General features: G+C 42.2%; 13 protein-coding genes. 8 read left to right on the plus strand and 5 right to left on the minus strand.

What is annotated here, in order from left to right:
* Nucleotides 1-241: 241 nt before the first annotated feature.
* The 4 genes from AACW45_RS04250 to AACW45_RS04265 form a co-directional block, all read right to left on the minus strand.
* Nucleotides 242-1,081 (minus strand): SWIM zinc finger family protein, encoded by an 840-nt coding sequence (locus AACW45_RS04250; protein WP_190631412.1) that lies wholly within the window; start codon nt 1,079-1,081, stop codon nt 242-244.
* A 142-nt stretch (nt 1,082-1,223) separates the two neighbouring features.
* Nucleotides 1,224-3,434, minus strand: coding sequence for a tetratricopeptide repeat protein (locus tag AACW45_RS04255; protein ID WP_190631414.1), 2,211 nt, complete (start codon nt 3,432-3,434; stop codon nt 1,224-1,226).
* 786 nt (nt 3,435-4,220) lie between these two features.
* Nucleotides 4,221-5,234 (minus strand): caspase family protein, encoded by a 1,014-nt coding sequence (locus tag AACW45_RS04260; RefSeq protein WP_190631416.1) that lies wholly within the window; start codon nt 5,232-5,234, stop codon nt 4,221-4,223.
* 220 nt (nt 5,235-5,454) lie between these two features.
* Entirely contained in the window at nt 5,455-9,285 is a 3,831-nt protein-coding gene (locus tag AACW45_RS04265) for an SNF2-related protein (protein WP_190631418.1), read from the minus strand.
* Nucleotides 9,286-9,779: 494 nt separating this feature from the next.
* On the opposite strand from AACW45_RS04265, the gene AACW45_RS04270 reads away from it, so the two are divergent.
* The 4 genes from AACW45_RS04270 (at nt 9,780) to AACW45_RS04285 (ending at nt 13,747) form a co-directional block, all read left to right on the plus strand.
* Nucleotides 9,780-10,325: a GNAT family N-acetyltransferase gene (locus AACW45_RS04270; RefSeq protein WP_190631420.1), complete on the plus strand. Its 546-nt coding sequence runs from the start codon at nt 9,780-9,782 to the stop codon at nt 10,323-10,325.
* A gap of 102 nt (nt 10,326-10,427) precedes the next feature.
* Nucleotides 10,428-12,584 carry a polyribonucleotide nucleotidyltransferase gene (locus AACW45_RS04275; protein ID WP_190631422.1) on the plus strand — a complete coding sequence of 719 codons (2,157 nt, stop codon included), beginning with the start codon at nt 10,428-10,430 and terminating at the stop codon, nt 12,582-12,584.
* A 537-nt stretch (nt 12,585-13,121) separates the two neighbouring features.
* Nucleotides 13,122-13,448, plus strand: coding sequence for an ATP-dependent Clp protease adapter ClpS (gene clpS / locus AACW45_RS04280; RefSeq protein WP_096647717.1), 327 nt, complete (start codon nt 13,122-13,124; stop codon nt 13,446-13,448).
* Nucleotides 13,449-13,453: 5 nt separating this feature from the next.
* Nucleotides 13,454-13,747 (plus strand): DUF2103 domain-containing protein, encoded by a 294-nt coding sequence (locus AACW45_RS04285; protein WP_190631424.1) that lies wholly within the window; start codon nt 13,454-13,456, stop codon nt 13,745-13,747.
* 63 nt (nt 13,748-13,810) lie between these two features.
* Here the strand turns inward: AACW45_RS04285 and AACW45_RS04290 are convergent, their stop codons facing one another.
* Nucleotides 13,811-14,137, minus strand: a complete 327-nt coding sequence (locus tag AACW45_RS04290) for a hypothetical protein (RefSeq protein WP_190631426.1) — start codon at nt 14,135-14,137, stop codon at nt 13,811-13,813.
* Nucleotides 14,138-14,393: 256 nt separating this feature from the next.
* Between AACW45_RS04290 and AACW45_RS04295 the strand changes: the two genes are divergently transcribed.
* From AACW45_RS04295 to AACW45_RS04310, 4 genes are all read left to right on the plus strand, one after another.
* Complete coding sequence (locus tag AACW45_RS04295; RefSeq protein ID WP_190631428.1) at nt 14,394-15,197, plus strand: FkbM family methyltransferase; 804 nt, start codon at nt 14,394-14,396, stop codon at nt 15,195-15,197.
* Nucleotides 15,198-15,253: 56 nt separating this feature from the next.
* Complete coding sequence (locus AACW45_RS04300) at nt 15,254-16,360, plus strand: methyltransferase domain-containing protein (RefSeq protein ID WP_190631430.1); 1,107 nt, start codon at nt 15,254-15,256, stop codon at nt 16,358-16,360.
* 74 nt (nt 16,361-16,434) lie between these two features.
* A complete protein-coding gene (locus AACW45_RS04305) occupies nt 16,435-17,097 on the plus strand; it encodes a glycosyltransferase family 2 protein (protein WP_190631432.1) in 663 nt (220 codons plus the stop codon).
* A gap of 9 nt (nt 17,098-17,106) precedes the next feature.
* Complete coding sequence (locus AACW45_RS04310) at nt 17,107-18,429, plus strand: ABC transporter substrate-binding protein (RefSeq protein WP_190631435.1); 1,323 nt, start codon at nt 17,107-17,109, stop codon at nt 18,427-18,429.
* The last annotated feature ends 1 nt before the right edge of the window (nt 18,430 follow it).

The raw sequence follows: 18,430 nt of genomic DNA on the forward strand, positions 1-18,430 counted from the left end.
CCCTTTGAGGATAAAAATGTTTCATCCTCAATTACCCTACAGGCTACTCAGTAGGCTGGATAAATTTAGGTTGGGTTAAAGGTCGTGAAACCCAACAATACCAAAGTTTTCGGGTGTTGGGTTACCCTACGGGAAGCCGCTCCGCGTCTACGTTCCTCAACCCAACCTACGCCTACGCCTCTACTCGGTAGGGTGGTATGAGCATAGCAATAAAACCCACTGGCGCTAAAGTCTAAAATTGCTATGAACCTTCTCCTACATTCATTGCAGCTAATACAGCTTTCTGTCTGACATCTTGGTAAACAGTCTCTAAATACTTCATGACTACATCGCCGGAAGTAATATTTACTACTGTTTCCTCTTCTTTACCTAAGGGTATTGCCCCTAATACATCTAATACTGTCTCGCTGGCGCTAGGTGCAATTACTACTAAGGAAGAATCTAGTGGTTCGGTGTAATGCCAGAATGAGTCAAGTTTAATTGTGTTTTGATTTGTAGTAATTGGCTGTTGAATATCTGATTCTTGGGTTGTAGAAAGGTCAATTTTGGTGCTGCGTAATTGGCGTAAATCGCTGATAATTTGCTCTTTGGTACGTCCGCGTAATTTGAAGAGGACAAAGGGGTCTTCGCTGAATCTATCGCCTAATTGATAATATACTGCACCTACATGTTTACAAGGGTTAGCTTTATCAGGACAGGAACATTTACTGCGAACATCTGACAGGGTAAATGGAAATAAAGAAAGACCATTTGCGGTGAAGACTTCTTCGATATTTTGCGGCATTTCTCCGGCTAATAATTTAGCAGCAAAAATCGCTTTTTTGGACATGGTTTCAATTACATAACCCCATTCTTCATCAGTGAATGGTTCTAAAGAAAGAGAAACTTTATAAGGTTCTGGTTCGCTACCTTGTACTCTGGCTAATACTTTGGCACCTTTAAATTCAATGCTGAGAACATTTCCCTGGCGCGAATAATTTCTGGCGCGTTCTAAGCGTTTTTTAAAGCGATAGGAATCTAATAAATCTAGCCACCTTTGTGACCACCATTCACGGCTTGCTTGTAGGGTGTAGTTAGTCATAATTAATATTCAAGTTGACAATTTAATTTTTTGGTTAAAGGGGAAAGGGCAATAATTACGAATTACGTTAGCGCAGCGTTAGCGACGAAGGAGCGTCACTTGTACTGAGCTTGTCGAAGTATTACGAATTACGAATTACAAATTATTCCCCTGCCTTGCGCTGTAACCTCTCAACCAATTGGCGTGAAAAATCCAAGTCCTGATCGCGTAGACGCTCGTTAATTTCCAGAGCAGCTTGTGCCAAGGGTAGCGCCTCTGTGTAGCGCCCCTCCTCTTCTAGAACTCTCGCCAGCCCCGCTTTAGCACGAGCCACCTGGTCTTGGCGTCCCACTTCCTGGGCTAAGGCTAATTGACGCTCGTACCAGGGGCGGGCTGCTGTGGGTTGGTTGCGGTCAAGGGCGAGATTTCCCAAGTTGCCCCAATAAGCTGCTTGTTTTTCTTTCTCTCCTAGTTTTGCTGCGATCGCCAGTGCTTGCTTATAGTAGGATTCAGCGCGATCGTATTGTCCCTGCGATCGCGCAACTCCTCCCAGATGGTTGAGATCGATCGCCTCATCTGCTTCCTCCCCCAACTCTCGGTCAATTGCTAACGCCTCCTGATACAGCCGCTCCGCTTCCGCCCAATTCTGGCGTTGCTGTGCAATTAATCCTTGAAACTGAATTGCAGTAGCCTGATCCCGACGGCTACCGCCCCGTTCCATAGCCTCTGCCATCTGTGCTGCCCAACTTGCTGCCCGTTCTGTCTCTGCGCGACTGTAGTAAATCCAGGCAACATTGTACGCACCCCAACCTGCATCACTCCACTGACTCAGCGCCTTTCCTGCCTGATATCGCCACTCACTCAAGCGCACCCCCTCATCCCAGTAGCCGCGAAACCAGAGGAAGTTAGACAAAGCATCTTCCAAATCGATGAGCATCTGAGCAGCTTGTCGGTCTTTCAGCGTACCAGGGATACCTGCTATTTCCCGTAAGGTTGTGGCTACACTCTCTAGGTTTTGCCATTCGGCTTCCAGCTTGTCATAGGTTTTGTAGGCATCATTGCCTTCACCCCCATACTTTTGAGCGTAGTCCACCCAGTAGCGCAGGACTTTGCGTTGAGCAGCAGAGTCAAAGAGAATTTTACCAAGGGGCTGTGTTCCTATAGTATCTGTGCCACTGATAGCTGCGCGAATATAGGTGCGGGTAAGGGGGTGCAGTCCAAACCGTTCGCCATCCAAGTCATTCACCAAAGATAAAGTAACTAACTGTTCAACAGCAACTTGGATTTCATTGGGGGCTAAATCTGTAGCATCTGCCAGCGCTGCTTTTGTTGCTGGTGTGCGAAATACAGCTAGGGCAGACAGCACTGTGCAGTCATTTTTAGAGAGAGTTTCGGCAGCGTCGGCAAACAAGAAGCCGTAAAGATCGGTGGAGTTGGCAGCATTCCGCAACCGTTCTAGGGCAAAACCGATCGAGTAGCCTTTGTGTGCCACTTGTCCGAGAGTCCAGTCCAAAGCTAGGGGGTTACCACCAGCAGCTTCATATAAAGCGGTCAATATTTCTGGTTTGGTTGCGTTTAATTCTTGGGCTAGGCGAGGATATAACCGTCCCTTCTCGCGCATTAATTCTAAAGCCTCTTCTTTCAAGAGACGATCTAAGCGGATGGTGAGGGCGCTTTCTCCAGTACGGCGACGGCTGGTGATAATAGCTTTATTGGGGGTGGGCAGTTTCCGCAGAAACTCGGCAATCATGTCGCGTTCTTCTGTATTTAGTGTTTCCAGGTTGTCCCAAATTAGCAAGACACGCCTTCCCCGCAGAGCATCTAAAAGGGCGCGGCGGCGTTCGATGCTATCAGTGATATTTACAATATCTGTTTGCCCTAAGCCTTTGGCAAATTCTCGGCAGAAGCTATCCAAGGAAGATAGGGCGAGGGTTTCTAGTCTTACTCCCTCAGTTGTCAGCCAAGTAGTCTTGGCAGAAACAAATAGATAAGCATCAAACAGCGCTTGCTTACGGGCTAGGTGGGCTACCTCCAGGGCTAAGGCTGTTTTGCCCATTCCGCCAATACCATCAATGGCCACACCCCAGCCCCGCTCCTCTGGTGAAAGTGCTTCCATGCAACGGGCAATTTCGGCTTTGCGTCCGATAAATACATCGGTGTAGCGGGGAAGGTTATCGGGTACTGTTACGGTGCGCTTTCCCTGTAACTGATTTAATCGCGCTTCTAGGCTAGCTACTTCTTTTTGTTTGTCCTCAAGTTCAATTTGCAAATCTGGTGGAACTCGAAGGCCATAAGCAGCTTTTTCTTCTTCTATTATCTGGAGGGCGCGACGGGCACGGTTGAGAGTGCGCTCTAGTGATTCTCGATTGTCCATAGAGTTATATCAATATTAAAAAAATATGCGATTAATTATGATTAAATTAGCTTTTTAGTTTATTTGAGTGGCTGGTTAGGGGAGATTTTCATCTCATTTGATTGTATAAGTTTTTCACGGCCTCCCTGGAAGGGGGAAGGTTGGTGTAAATTTCTCGGCGTTTCGTGTTTGGAAGGGGAAGGTTGGTGTAAATTTCTCGGCGCTTGGTGTTTGGAAGGGTAAGGTTGGTGTAAATTTCTCGGCGCTTGGTGTTCGGAAGGGGAAGGTTGGTGTAAATTACTCGGCGTTTGGTGTTTGGAAGGGGAAGGTTGGTGTAAATTTCTCGGCGCTTGGTGTTTGGAAGGCGAAGGTTGGTGTAAATTTCTCGGAAGTCAATATAATTTTTAGGGCATGGGATTGCCTATTTGTGTCAACTTAGCGTGAAACCCTTTTGGTTGATGAGATTTTATCCTCACCCCTAATCCCTCGCTTACCCAATAAACCGCCGTCACCCTGGAAGGGTGCGGCTAATTGAACAAAGCCCACCTGCGTGGGCTAGATTTTCTTAGCCCACGCAGGTAAGCTCTTGTAGCGTTAGCCCCAGGCTTATAGCCTGTGGGCGTTCTGTTGGGTAAGTCAGAGAAGTTACAGCATCTTCCTGTAAATAGACCACGCAGTAGGGGCACGGCATCAGTAAAATTATTGTATGTACCAAAAGATTGTCGGTGCCGTGCCCCTACGATAGATGTGGTTCAAATAGGTGAAAACTGCTGTAAATTAAAACCAATGGGCATTGTTGTACTTTAATTAATCTAATCCGGTTGTTTGATGGCGGGATTCTAATTCAATTACTTGGCGGCGTTTTTCTTCCAATTCAATTTGCAAATCTACGGGAATCCTGATTCCATAGGAAGCGGCTTGTTCTTCTAAAATAGCTAATGCTCGTTTTGCTCTTGCGAGTGCAGGTGTGACGACTTCGCGATTCGTCATTATTTTAGGCGAGTCTGGGATAAATTTTGCTAGTCCTTTTCCGCCGCGCAACATGGCTATGGGGAAATCTTCTGTTGCTGTATCAAAAAATGGCGTTTGTTCTTTTCTACACAGGGTTCTAGCGCTTTCTGGCACAGTTTTCCCTAAATGATTGATGAGGTTTGAGAGCATAACTGTGATGTCTCCTGGCTTGTTAGCTGCTCCCTGCAATGCTTCGATGAGATGATAAGTGTAGAGGCTCATGGTTTTATCGGGGCGTATCCAAGAACTCTGATTACCCCTGGATGATGTAAATACTGCCCTTCCTTCTCCTTGCTTTAAGTCATCTATCACACCCTTGGGTAAGGCTGTGGCGATAAAATCGGCTGGTAGTTCGCCTTTGGAAGTAGCCATACCTTCTGCATGACAGCTATCAATTACTACCCACAACCGCTTGGCTTGAATTTGTCGCAAGGCTTGTGTAAATTCTGCGGCAGATAGGGCGGTGTTAGCAATATCTGAGTATTTGAAGTCATGTTGCAGTAAGTAATAACACTGGCTTTTTTGGTCAAAGCATCCATGACCGGAGTAATAAACTACTATTGTCGCATTGCGATCGCTTGCTGCTTTTTCTTGTAACCAGGTTAATCCAGCGATGATTGCGCTACGTGTTGTCTGCTCATTCTGCAATAAGCGAATATTTGCGGAATCATAGGCACACAAGTTTGCATCGGTTAGCACGGTTTTTAGTGCTTGCACATCTTTGACTGTAACGGGTAATGACCATTTTGTTTCGGCTGTTTCACCAACTCCAATTAATAAAGCATAACCGTGGGCAAATTGGTTAGACATAATCGTAGAGTCTAGAGAATAAAGCTAGTAAATCGACCATACTGTAGGGGCACGGCATCCACAATCTTCTCAGATATACAATAATCTTACTGGTGCCGTGCCCCTACTACTTTGTATTCTGTGTTATGGCTGAGGGTGTAGCAGCTTAAATTTTGGATGGTGCGTTGCGCTACGCGACAACACACCCTACATTGGAAATTTTTAAATTATAACTACGACATTATTCTGTATCTTCTTCAATTACAGAACTGCGATCGAGTAAAAGTAAATTGCGGAGTTGGTCGGTATCTAATTCTGTTAACCAATCTTCGCCTGCACCTACAACTTGTTCTGCTAGTTGTTTTTTACTTTCAATCATGTCATGAATTTTTTCTTCTAATGTGCCAGTACAAACAAATTTATGTACTTGTACATTGCGGGTTTGGCCTATACGAAATACTCGGTCTGTGGCTTGATTTTCGACTGCGGGGTTCCACCATCTATCGAAGTGGAAGACATGATTTGCTCTGGTTAAATTTAAGCCTACACCCCCAGCTTTTAAGGAGAGAATCATAATCGGCGGCCCTTGGGGGTCTTGTTGGAAACGGTCGATCATTTCCTCACGTTGTTTTTTACTAGTGCTACCATACAAGAAAAATATTTCTCGCCCTAGCTGTTTTTCTAAGTGGGGTTTGAGTAATTTACCCCATTCGGCAAATTGGGTGAAGATTAAAGCGCGATCGCCTTCTGCTATTGCTTCTTCTAGCATTTCGTCCAAGCGCTGAAGTTTGCCAGAATTATATTTATCTAGCGAGTCTGCTTTTAAATATTGGGCTGGATGATTGCAGACTTGTTTGAGCTTAATTAATAAGGCTAAAATCATTCCCCGACGTTGCAATCCTGTAGCGGTGTCAATCTCAGATAAAGACTCTTCTACAACTTTTTGATAAAGCGTCGCTTGTTCGGGGCTAAGTCCGCAAAATACGGTCATTTCTTGCTTTTCTGGCAAGTCTTGAATAATATCTTTATCTGTTTTCAGTCGCCGCAGAATAAAGGGTTGAACTAGGGAACGCAATTGATTTAAAGAAGCGGAATCGCCATACTTTTCAATAGGCATTGCAAACCGTCTTTGAAAGAATTGTTTGTTACCTAAATAACCGGGATTGAGAAAATCTAAAATAGACCAAAGTTCTTGCAGTCTATTTTCTACTGGCGTACCTGTTAAAGCGATGCGAAATGTTGCTTCTAACTGTCTGACTGCTTGGGATTGTTTAGCATCAGAATTCTTCACGTTCTGGGCTTCATCTAATACTATGGCTTGCCAATCAACCGTCTGCAATGATTTGAGGTCGCGATGAATTAATGAGTAACTGGTGACGACTATATTGTATTTTTTTGCTGTTTCTGTAAATGTCTTACCTTTAGGGCGTTTATCACCGTGATATTGTAAAATTTTGATTGTGGGGGCAAATTTTTTAACTTCTCTTTCCCAGTTACCTAATACAGAAGTCGGGCAAACTAGTAGGGTGGGTTTTTCTAGTACATCTTGTTCTTTGAGGTGTAGTAGAAAGGCGATGAATTGGATGGTGTTATGGCAGATGATATCGTTGGCGACGAAGTTGTGATATTTTCTTACTTCTAAGTCATATACCCAGCCTTGGTAATGGATATCTTCGATAGTTTCTATTCTGGAATATAAGACTTGTTGATGGCTCAGTTTTTGCCAAGATTGCTGTGTTAAATCTATCGGAGAGTCGGCTTCTAGGGTTTGAGTTATTGATGTGGGAGGTTTGAAGTTTTTTAAACGCAAAGGGGCGCTGAGGGTTTCGCAAAGGGGCGCTAAGGTTATAGTTGATTTTTGAGTGTTACATAAGGTTTTGGCTGGTACAGCAATGTAATCACCTACTTTTAAATTATTTGTCCAACCTTGATGGGTAAGTAGTTGATGGCGACGAGTAATGGTGATGCTATTCCCATTTTGTAAGGTGATTTTTCGTACAGTCTCGCGTATTTGCTGCCGATATAAATGCTTAACTTCGGCTTTGACAATTTTACCTGTTTGGGTGTCTAGGGAATTAACTATTAATTTTTCTGTGGGAACAGTCCAAAATCCTTCGCCATCAAATTCTGTTTGGCTGGCGTAATTTGTCCAAATTTCTTCGGCTGTACATAATGTGCCATTGATATTTACTAAGGTATCAGGTGCTACACACTTTCCTAAACCCATGTCGTCGGCGAGACATGCGCCTAAACCCCAGCGTTCGAGGAAGGCTAGCCAAGCTGCACCACGTTGTTGATAAGGTCGCAATTCTCCTTTAAAGTTAGCAGGTGTGGGTAAAGGTGCGATCGCTTGATTGTTGGTTAGCGCCCCAATTAATTCTTGTAATGCACCAGAGGCTTCAAAGCTAACTACTGGTAATTTTTCGATGGCTTGGGTATCTCCTGTACTTAAACGCAAAGCATCTTCTAAGGACAGGGACATTTTTTCTTTACGGGAAGCAAAAAAGGACTGGGCGGTTTTAATATCTTGGGGACGTAACTCTACCCACTCGCCGTTGATTTCTACTAGGGGGCTATTTAATGCTACCAGCCTGTCAAATTGGGCTTTAGAAATTGTTTGTCCGCCAATCGCTAATTTCCATTGAAAATTGAGTAAGCTTTGTAAGCCTAAGCGCCCTTGCTGTTGATTTGGAGTTTCGGCGGTAATTTTTAAGCCTAAACGGTTCGCCCAGCCTTCCCGGTTTGCTAAACTCGCTGGTAATACCACGCCTAAACCGCTATCTTCTAAGCGCCAAGCCACAGATTTAATAAAATCGTAAGCCTGTATGGGGTTGAGACTCAAAGATTCAGGAAATTCTGTTTCTAAACTGGGCGCGATCGCGGGATATAATCGCGAAGCTAACCCCAAACCGCGCATAAAAGTTTCCTGGGGTTGTTCGATGGTGCGATTTTGATAAACTAGTTGCTCAACAGGATGTTGCCAAATTGTTGCTGCATCCACTAGAAACGCTGGATCGTCCGCAGCTTGGAGATAATATATTAATTTCCATGCCGATTCTCCCACTTCAGGCGATCGCAATTCAAAACAAGTACGAAATAAAGCTTTATGAGTTAATTGATATTGTAGCGGCAAAGTCCAAGCTGTTAATGCGGCTTGCAGTCTTTCTACACCAATTGCATCTGCATTAATTGTTGGCGATTCAGTCGTTAAACCTTGCAACCACTGACGCACTCCAGCAGGTAACGCCGCCATCATTCTTGGTTCAATTATTGCTTGAGAACCTAACATTTCTCGCACTTGTACATCAATTGTACTGTTGAGAAATCCTAAAATTAATTCCTGCGGCGGTAAAGGTAAGTCTACATATAATTGAGATTTGGTAAATTCTTCAGCCTCAATTGCTGTTTGATATGTCCGACAACCTAAAGGCATTAATTGCGAGAATTTTTCTAATCTTGTCCCATCTACTGCACTATCTAAAAGTACTTGCCAGCTAGTAATTAATTTCTCAGTTTCTCGTTGAATAGTTGGTAAAAACTTACCCCTAGCAATTAAATCTAAACTCCATCTAGCTACCTGCGACCAAAAGCGTAAATCTCCACTTAAAAATGCATCTTTGCCGCTAATATTACTTAAGGGAAGAGAAGCTAAAAATTTGATAGCAGCGCTAGGCTGAAGACAAAAACCCTCGACTTTCCAAGGATGTAGATATGGTTGGGAATCTATTGACTCAACAGCAGAATGTATAGGCGAAATACTATTTGCTGATATTTGAGTTGGTAAAGCAATAATTTGCGCTTGGCTGGGTAAAGGTACTTCTTTGACTGCTGTACTTTGACGTTTGCGTCCAGCAGTAACAGCTACTTGCGGCTGTTGGATAAAGTTAGCAATTTTCAGGTTGCGGGAAGTTAACCATTCACTTAACTCTTGTGGTGTCATCGCCAAGGGATGTGATGGTATCTCAGCGTCACTAATATCAGCATTTACCTGTGCAGAACGCCAAGTTTCTCCCCAAATAAATAAACAGCTATTTTGTTTTTTATTTAACCAAATACCATGTAAAATTGCCATTTTCCAACTACCGATATGCTACTAATTTGTTTACAACCAACAATAATTAATTCGTAAATATATAGTTACATTAATTACTTATATGTAGTCTTTTCGTAAAAATAAGTTTATGCTTTTACAGCAATCATAGATAGGTTGTGAACAAAAAATGATTATAACGAACCGCGAAGTACACAAAGTACACCAAGAAAGAACACAGAGAAGATTTTCAAGAACAATTTAGATTTGCTGTATGATAAATCGCTATATATTTACATATTTTACTTTCTAAATCTCTTAAAAACTCCTATTTACTTAACTCACCCATCTCATAAATCTTGGTGTCCTTGGCGTCTTCTCTGCGAGACGCTGCGCGTTGGCGGAAGCCTCTCGCAGAGAAGGCGGTTCAATCCATTAAAATTATTGTTCTTTTTTCGCAGCCATATACAATTTTACCTTTACAAAATATAATAATATTTACCATTATGAATAGTCATAAATTAAATTATTGATAAATGCAACTTCCCGCAACTCAACAAACAAAAAATGGCATAAAAGTAGAACTAGATTACATGCATCCGCAAGAACAAGAGGTAGTCAGGGCATTACTAAATCTAGTAATTGTTGAAGGGAAAACCTATCCGCAAAAGCAACCCCTGTCACAAGCAGAATTTGCAGCTTACTGGTTGAATCAGGACGCTTTTGTTGTTAGGGCTGTTGAGCCGGGTACTACAGACAAACCCAAAGATATATTAGGGGCATTTTATTTAAAACCCAACTTTCCCGGTCGGTGCAGCCATATTTGCAACGCTGGTTTTATTGTACAACCAGCCGCGCGGGGTCAAGGCATAGGACGGTTGATGGGAGAGTCGATGTTAGCGCTCGCAGCTCAATTAGGCTACGAAGCAGTCATGTTTAATTTGGTCTTTGAAACTAATATACCGTCAATTAACCTGTGGCAAACATTGGGTTTTGAGATTATCGGCCGCATTCCCCAAGCCGCCAAACTAGCTGACGAGCAAACGGTCGGGGCATTAATGATGTATCGTGCCTTAAGTTGACAAGGTTATTTATCTTTGTATGTACCTGAAGCCAGCTAGAGGGCATAAATGTTAGGATTGCCACAGAGAGAGAATAGCGTGCATAGAAGGAAAAAAAACTGAATGACAGAAGTTGATAAGTCAATATCCTTTGACGGACGGGATATTCGACTGAAGGTAGGCCTGCTAGCACCCCAAGCTGGTGGGTCAGTTTTGATACAATCAGGGGATACAGCTGTTTTGGTGACGGCTACGCGATCGCAAGCCAGAGAAGGCATTGATTTTCTTCCCCTCACAGTAGATTACGAAGAAAGACTGTATGCTGCGGGTAGGATTCCCGGCGGGATCATGCGGCGTGAAGGTCGTCCCCCAGAAAAAACAATTCTTACTAGCCGTCTGATAGACCGTCCCCTGCGTCCTTTGTTCCCTTCATGGTTGCGGGATGACTTGCAAGTTGTCGCCTTGACGTTGTCAATGGATGAGCAAGTACCGCCCGATGTGCTGGCTGTTACAGGTGCTTCAATTGCTACCTTGATTGCCCAAATTCCCTTTAACGGCCCAATGGCAGCAGTCAGGGTAGGCTTAGTAGGTGATGATTTTGTCATTAACCCTACCTACGCAGAAATTGAAGCCGGAGATTTGGATCTGATAGTAGCAGGTTCACCAGATGGGGTAATCATGGTTGAGGCTGGAGCCAATCAGTTACCAGAACGGGATATTATCGAGGCGATTGATTTTGGCTACGAAGCTGTTAGGGATTTAATCCAGGCGCAACTAGATTTAGTTCAAGAACTCGGTCTAGAAATTGTCAAAGGCGAACCGCCAGAAGTAGACCCAACTTTAGACCAGTTTATTAGCGATCGCGCTAGTGCAGAAATTAAGAAAATTCTCGCGCAGTTTGAATTAACTAAGCCAGAGCGAGATGCAGCTTTGGATGTAGTTAAGGAAAGTATAGCGAATGCGATCGCGGAATTACCGGAAGAAGATCCCATCCGCCTAGCCACAAGCGCCAACAGCAAAGCCCTTGGTAACACCTTCAAGGAAATTACCAAGCACTTCATGCGCCGTCAAATCGTCGAAGACAACGTTCGGGTTGATGGGCGTAAACTTGACGAAGTGCGTCCCGTTTCTTGTTTAGTTGATGTTCTACCTAAGCGAGTTCACGGAAGTGGCTTGTTTAATCGGGGACTCACTCAGGTATTATCTGCTTGTACCTTGGGTACACCGGGCGACGCCCAAAACCTCAATGATGACCTGCAAACAGACCAATCTAAACGCTACCTGCACCATTACAACTTCCCACCCTTCTCCGTTGGCGAAACTAAGCCCATGCGCGCCCCCGGTAGACGGGAAATCGGTCACGGTGCTTTAGCAGAGCGGGCGTTGTTACCAGTGCTACCACCGAAAGAACAATTCCCTTACGTAATTCGCGTAGTATCGGAAGTTCTATCTTCCAACGGTTCTACCTCAATGGGTTCCGTATGTGGTTCCACCCTCGCCTTAATGGATGCTGGCGTACCGATTATCAAGCCTGTTAGCGGTGCGGCGATGGGTCTGATTAAAGAAGGCGATGAAGTCCGGGTTCTCACGGATATTCAAGGTATCGAAGACTTTTTAGGCGACATGGACTTTAAAGTCGCGGGTACAGATTCGGGGATTACAGCCTTACAAATGGATATGAAAATCTCCGGTTTGTCCTTGGATATTATCGCCCAAGCTGTCCATCAAGCGAAATCGGCCAGGTTGCACATTTTAGATAAAATGCTGCAAACCATCGACACACCCCGCACGGAAACCTCACCTTATGCCCCACGCTTGCTCACCATTAAGATCGATCCTGACATGATTGGTCTGGTGATTGGCCCTGGTGGTAAGACAATTAAGGGCATCACCGAAGAAACTGGTGCCAAAATTGACATCGAAGATGATGGTACGGTCACGATTTCTGCTGTGGATGAAAGCAAGGCCAAGAGAGCGAGAAATATCGTCCAAGGCATGACCCGTAAATTACACGAAGGTGATGTTTACGTGGGTCGCGTGACTCGAATTATACCCATAGGCGCGTTCGTAGAATTTTTGCCTGGTAAAGAAGGTATGATTCACATCTCTCAACTAGCAGACTACCGTGTAGGCAAAGTTGAGGATGAAGTAGCTGTTGGTGATGAAGTGATTGTCAAAGTGCGCGAGATTGACAACAAAGGTCGAATTAATCTCACACGTTTAGGTATCCATCCTGACCAAGCAGCTGCAGCGCGGGAAGCAGCAGCAGTTAATCGTTAAAACGATTGAGGATTTTAGATTGAATCTAAAATCCGCGATGCCTTAGGGCAAGGCATCGCTGTGTGCTTCTCTCATTCAGTCGTAGAATGAAAATTGCGGCGACGTATCATTCAGGACAGGTTAAGACCCAATTAGTTTTGTCATTTAGTAGTGACGCGATGAAGGCGATTAGGGGTTAGGTACAAATTAAATATTTTTGGACGGTCTCAAGTGAGAATGAGTGATGCTTTTTTAGTTAGGCTTAGAAGTAGAGTGACTTTTAGCCTTGAGCAGCACAAAGACGAAAAATTCTGTTTACTGTCCCCGATTTCGTTAATAATTTCAGCAATATTATTGATTGACAAATTGCCGATAATCTTAACCTGTCAAGAATGCATCTCAGCGAGCGAGCATAGTTGAGAGATTAGGTGTTAACTGACATTGCTGGGGAAAATTCCCTGTACAAAAAGTTAACAGAGCAAATCTGGACTCCAGAAGATAGACTACACTAGTTATTTGTGAATGTAGTTTTGTAAAATCTTGATGGTTAACTGTTTTATGCTAACCAGACTTTCAGCAGATGTTTATAGGATGAGCGCCACACCAACTGTAGCACCGACAAAGTCTACTCAAGTTGTGCGCAAGCAGTATCCCAATTACAAAGTGATTGTGCTAAATGATGACTTTAATACATTTCAGCATGTAGCTGAGTGTCTGATGAAGTATATCCCCGGAATGACTAGCGACCATGCTTGGGATTTGACTAACCAAGTACATTTTGAAGGTCAAGCGATTGTCTGGGTAGGGCCCCAAGAACCAGCAGAACTATATCACCAACAACTACGACGGGCGGGTTTGACAATGGCTCCTCTAGAGGCAGCTTAACTATAATGGGCAAACCCAATGATGGTAGACTAGTCTGGAATCACTCGACCCACATCGATGGACTCATTCCAATTTTAGAGCGCCTGTGTCAGCAACCAGGAATTCAAACTGTGACACCAGGCGTCATTGGCCGAGTTAAAGGTCATGCTCCCAAAATACAACTGCGCGTGTCTGTACCGATTCGTGGCGGTTATAAAGTAATCGCCCGACAAGGTAGGACAGTGCAAGAAGTTTTTATTTTGACCACTTTAGATCAAAATAGTCTGTTAGAGGCGATCGCGATCGCCATGAAACTTTGATCGTGCCAACGGTTAATAGTCCATAGTCTATAGTCCATCGGTCATCGACTATGCACTGTTTATCTAGTCTTCTACTTGATGTACTGCAAATCTGTTTAAAGGCAAACTGAGAATACAAGAAAACGTTAAAAAATATGACAAAGCTGTAGTAATTTTCAAAGTCATGAGCATCGGTTCCCAGCTAGGTAGCATGACTTTTTCTATGCCAAAAGCAACACAGTAAACTAGCCAGTAAGAAAAGCTCATTCTCAATAGAATCTCTTCTGTTTCTTCTAATTCATTTTTTTGTGTTTGCTGCTTACTGTCCCATAGTAACAACAGACCAACAATACAAGCCACAAAGGAAACAGCAACTACAAACTCGTGACAAAATATATTTACCGAATGCATTTGTCTCGATCCCAATCTTTCTGCAATTGAGATTCAGTCTAAAGGAATAGTCCTTAGGGTTGCACAAAATAGTTACAAACTGCAATAGTGTAGGAAATCTTTTGTAAAAAAACTCAACATTTTGCTGATCGTCTCGGCATTCATGATGTCAATTAACATCAGTTAAGAGAACTCCAAAAAATAAAGGCATGGGGTATTAAACAAGATCATGCACAACTACTGACTACTGACTACTGACAAATAACTAGCGAAATTTATGGATAAAAATTTAATTATTGATGTTGGTGTCCATACAGGTCAGGATACAGAATTTTACCTAAAAAAAGGTTTTAAAGTTGTTGGTGTTGAGGCGAATCCTGAAGTTTATAAAACTACCAAGCAACGACTAAATTCATATATAGAAACAGGTCAATTAACTCTCTTAAATGTAGCAATTTCCTCAAAAAATGAGCCTTTGACTTTTTACGCTAATTTAAATCAAAGTATTTGGGGTACAATTTCCCCAGATTGGGCTATAGCTAGAGAACGCTCTTTTAATGCACCTTCAATTGAGATGACGGTACAAGGATGTACATTTGAAAACATATTACAGGAATATGGCATTCCCTACTATCTCAAGATTGATATTGAATGTGCTGATTTATTGTGCGTTAAAGCATTACGTCAATTTGATAGCAAACCACAATTTCTCTCAATAGAATCGACAAAATCATCTTGGAAAGAGCTACTTGAAGAATTTGCTCTATTGCAAGAACTTGGTTATCAGAAATTTAAAGTTATCAATCAAGCTCATGTACTCGAACAAGTCTGTCCCTCACCCGCATTAGAAGGTAAATATATTCCACATCAGTTTGAATATGGTTCTAGCGGACTCTTCGGTGAAGAAACCCCAGGGAATTGGCTATCCTATAGGGAAATCCTCAAAATCTATCAAGGTATTTTTTGGACTTACAGAATCATTGGCGTCAATGGGATAATTCATCGCTTCACTCTAGGGAAAATGCTGCTTGACGCACTTAACATCAAAGAACCCTGGTATGATACCCATGCAAGTCTATAAAAACAGTCACTAATCTGGAATAGGCGGAATGCTTGTATCCGTCAAAAATTTATTGTATGGCTAAGAAATACCAAGCTAACGCTTTTTTGAAATTAGAAACCGAGAAATTATATGCTATCTTCGCTTGGAGTCAGCGAACAGCAGAAATTATTCCTGCTAAATCATGGCTGACAGTGTTGGAAATTTTTGTGCATGAAAATTCCTTAGAGAAAGCATATCAAATTTTTCAACAGGTTAAGTTAGCTCCAATTGCCGAGAAAGTTAGACAAGAACTAGCTGAATATGAGCCATTTATTAACGATGCTGTAGTTTCTTTAGCTAATAATAGTATCACCTTTTTTGCTAAGGGATTTCGCAGTTTTATCGAAAAGGAATTGCAATTTGAACTGGGCTTATTAAGTCAAGCAACTTACCAAGTTCTACCACAATTGTTTGCTCAATCTTCACTAGAGGATGATTTAGCATCTATTGCAACTATCCAAGACTTTGAAAAATTAGTAGAACGCCTCGAAAATATTGGTTTATTGTCACCAGCCAAAGGTGCAATAGATTGGGGTGATTTAAAAAAGACAGTTCCGATTTGTCAGGTATTCGGCTTTACGCGCGGTACTCCAGTTGATAGATATTATCTCAACAAATTTATCCAAGAAATTCAACCGCAAATTGTTGGTAATATTTTAGAAATAGGTGGCACACCTAAAGACAAGGATTTCTATCAAGTTAATCCAGGGACTTCATATCGCATTCTGAATATAGAAGCGGGGCCGGGAGTTGATATCGTTGGGGATGTGCATGATACATCACTAATAGAACCAAATTCTTTAGATTCGGTGATTATATTTAATGTTTTAGAACATTGCTATGCACCTTGGATAGTAGCAGAAAATATTCACAAGTGGCTGAAACCAAGTGGTAAATGTTTTGCAATGGTACCCAGCGCCATGAGAATTCATGCTACACCTGTGGATTATTGGCGACCTTTACCTGATGCTTTCAAGTGGATATTCAGAAACTACGCACAACAAAAGTTATATGTTTACGGTAATACCCTAACTGCGATCGCTAGTTATCATGGCATTGTTGTCGAAGAACTGACAACGGCAGAATTAGATGCTTTTCATCCAGATTATCCGGTCGCTACTTGCATTATAGCTGAAAAGTAAAGCTAAATATTCTGTAAAATAATGCTAGCTTTTCACTTTCAATACTCTGATTTTAAACCTGAAGAATCCTCATTATGAGTCCTATTAGTTTTGACATAAATCCTGAAATATCTGTGGTTTTATGTACATACAATCGCGCTAACTATTTAAACAAATGCATTGATAGTGTCGTTAACCAAAGTTTTAGCAATTGGGAATTGATTATATCTGATGATGGCAGCCAAGATAATACCTTTGAAATTGTCAATCCCTATTTAGAAAAATTTAATAATATTCGCTATTTAAAACATCAAAATAGAAAACAAGCTTATGCTAAAAATGTCGGGATTCAAGCATCATTTGGCAGATATATCACTTTTATTGATAGCGATGATGCATACAAACCCAATCATTTAGAATCGCGCCTAGCATATATGAAAGCTCACCCAGAACTTGACTTAATTCAAGGTGGGTTTGAATCTGATGAAGATATTTTTTTTGAAGACTTCTTTGAGCCAGGAAAACTAATTAATTTGCGAGACTGCGTTTTAGGCCCAACTTTTTTTGGTAAGAGGTCAGTGTTTTTTCAGTTACAAGGATTTAACAATCTTCCCTATGCAGAGGATACAGAATTGTGGGCGCGAGCGGAAAAAATCTTTAAAACTCACACAATAACTGAACCGCAAACTTATCTTTATACTAGGGCTGAAACTAGTCTGACTAAAACTGTTTATAAAGACATTTCCCCATCTAGTTAACTACTGGACATGAGAACTAACATTATTCCCTCTATCAGGAATTTTTTTGGCGAATTTATCGCTTCTCCTCGGCGGCTTTCAATTATCGCCGTTGCCTTTTGTTTATGTCTAGTATTTCTATCTAGTTGTCAAAGTCCAGTCAAAAAAGATAATAATGTAATTCATCTGACACTTTGGCAAGGAATCAATCCGCCTGCAAATCGGGAAGTATTTCAAAAACTGGTAGCTAAATTTAACCAAACTCATACTGATGTTCAGGTAGATTCTATTTTTGCTGGCGGATACGAACAACAATTACCAAAAATATTAGCAGCAGTTGTTGGTAATTCATCTCCTGATATTCTGGCATTTTATCCCCAAATTACCGGACAATTAGTAGAATTAGGGGCTGTGAAATCTTTAGATGATTGGTTTGAAAAATTGCCCATCAAATCAGAAATTAATCCCAATTCACTGGCAGAATTGAAATTAGAAGGTCACCTGTGGTCAGCCCCACTTTATACTAGTAATATGGGCATCTTTTACCGTCCTAAGCTGTTTAAAGCTGGGGGAATTACAGAAACTCCGAAAACTTGGGAAGAGTTACGAAAAGTTGCCAAAAAATTGACCATAGATAGCAATGGTGACAAGCGACCAGAACAGTACGGGATGTTATTACCCTTAGGTAAAACAGAATGGACTGTTTTTAGTTGGTTTCCCTTCTTATTGAGTGCGGGGGGAGAAGTTGTTCAAGATAACCGACCAAATTTAACTAATCCTGGTGCTATTAGCGCTTTACAATTTTGGCAAGATTTAATTAAAGATGGTTCCGCTACTCTTTCTCCGCCAGAACGGGGTTATGAAGAGGATGCTTTTATCGCCGGTCGTATAGCGATGCAAATTACCGGCCCTTGGACTTTTATTACTAGGTCTAATGTTGATTATGGGGTATTTCCCATCCCAGCAAATGTGAATCAAGCTACAGTGACTGGTGCGGCGAATCTGTTTGTGATGAAGACTAAACCAGAAAGAGAAAAAGCTGCGCTTAAGTTTTTAGAGTATGTTTTGGGTGAAGAATTTCAAACAGAATGTAGTATTGGTACAGGTTTTTTACCTGTGAATATGAAAGCGGCTGAAAGTGAAGCTTACCAGCAATATCTCACACAAAAACCTTGGTTAAAAGTGTTTGTGGAGCAAATGCAAACCGCCTATATGCGACCTACTATTGCTGGTTATAGTCGTCTTTCTGATAGTTTAGGTAGAGCGATTGAGTCTACCTTAATGGGTAAAACAACTGCGGAAGTTGCGTTGAAAAAGGAGCAAGAGCGGTTAGATTTAATTTGGGGAAATTAGT

Source organism: Calothrix sp. FACHB-168 (genome assembly GCF_963889195.1).
Classification (GTDB): Bacteria; Cyanobacteriota; Cyanobacteriia; order Cyanobacteriales; family Nostocaceae; genus Aulosira; species Aulosira anomala_A.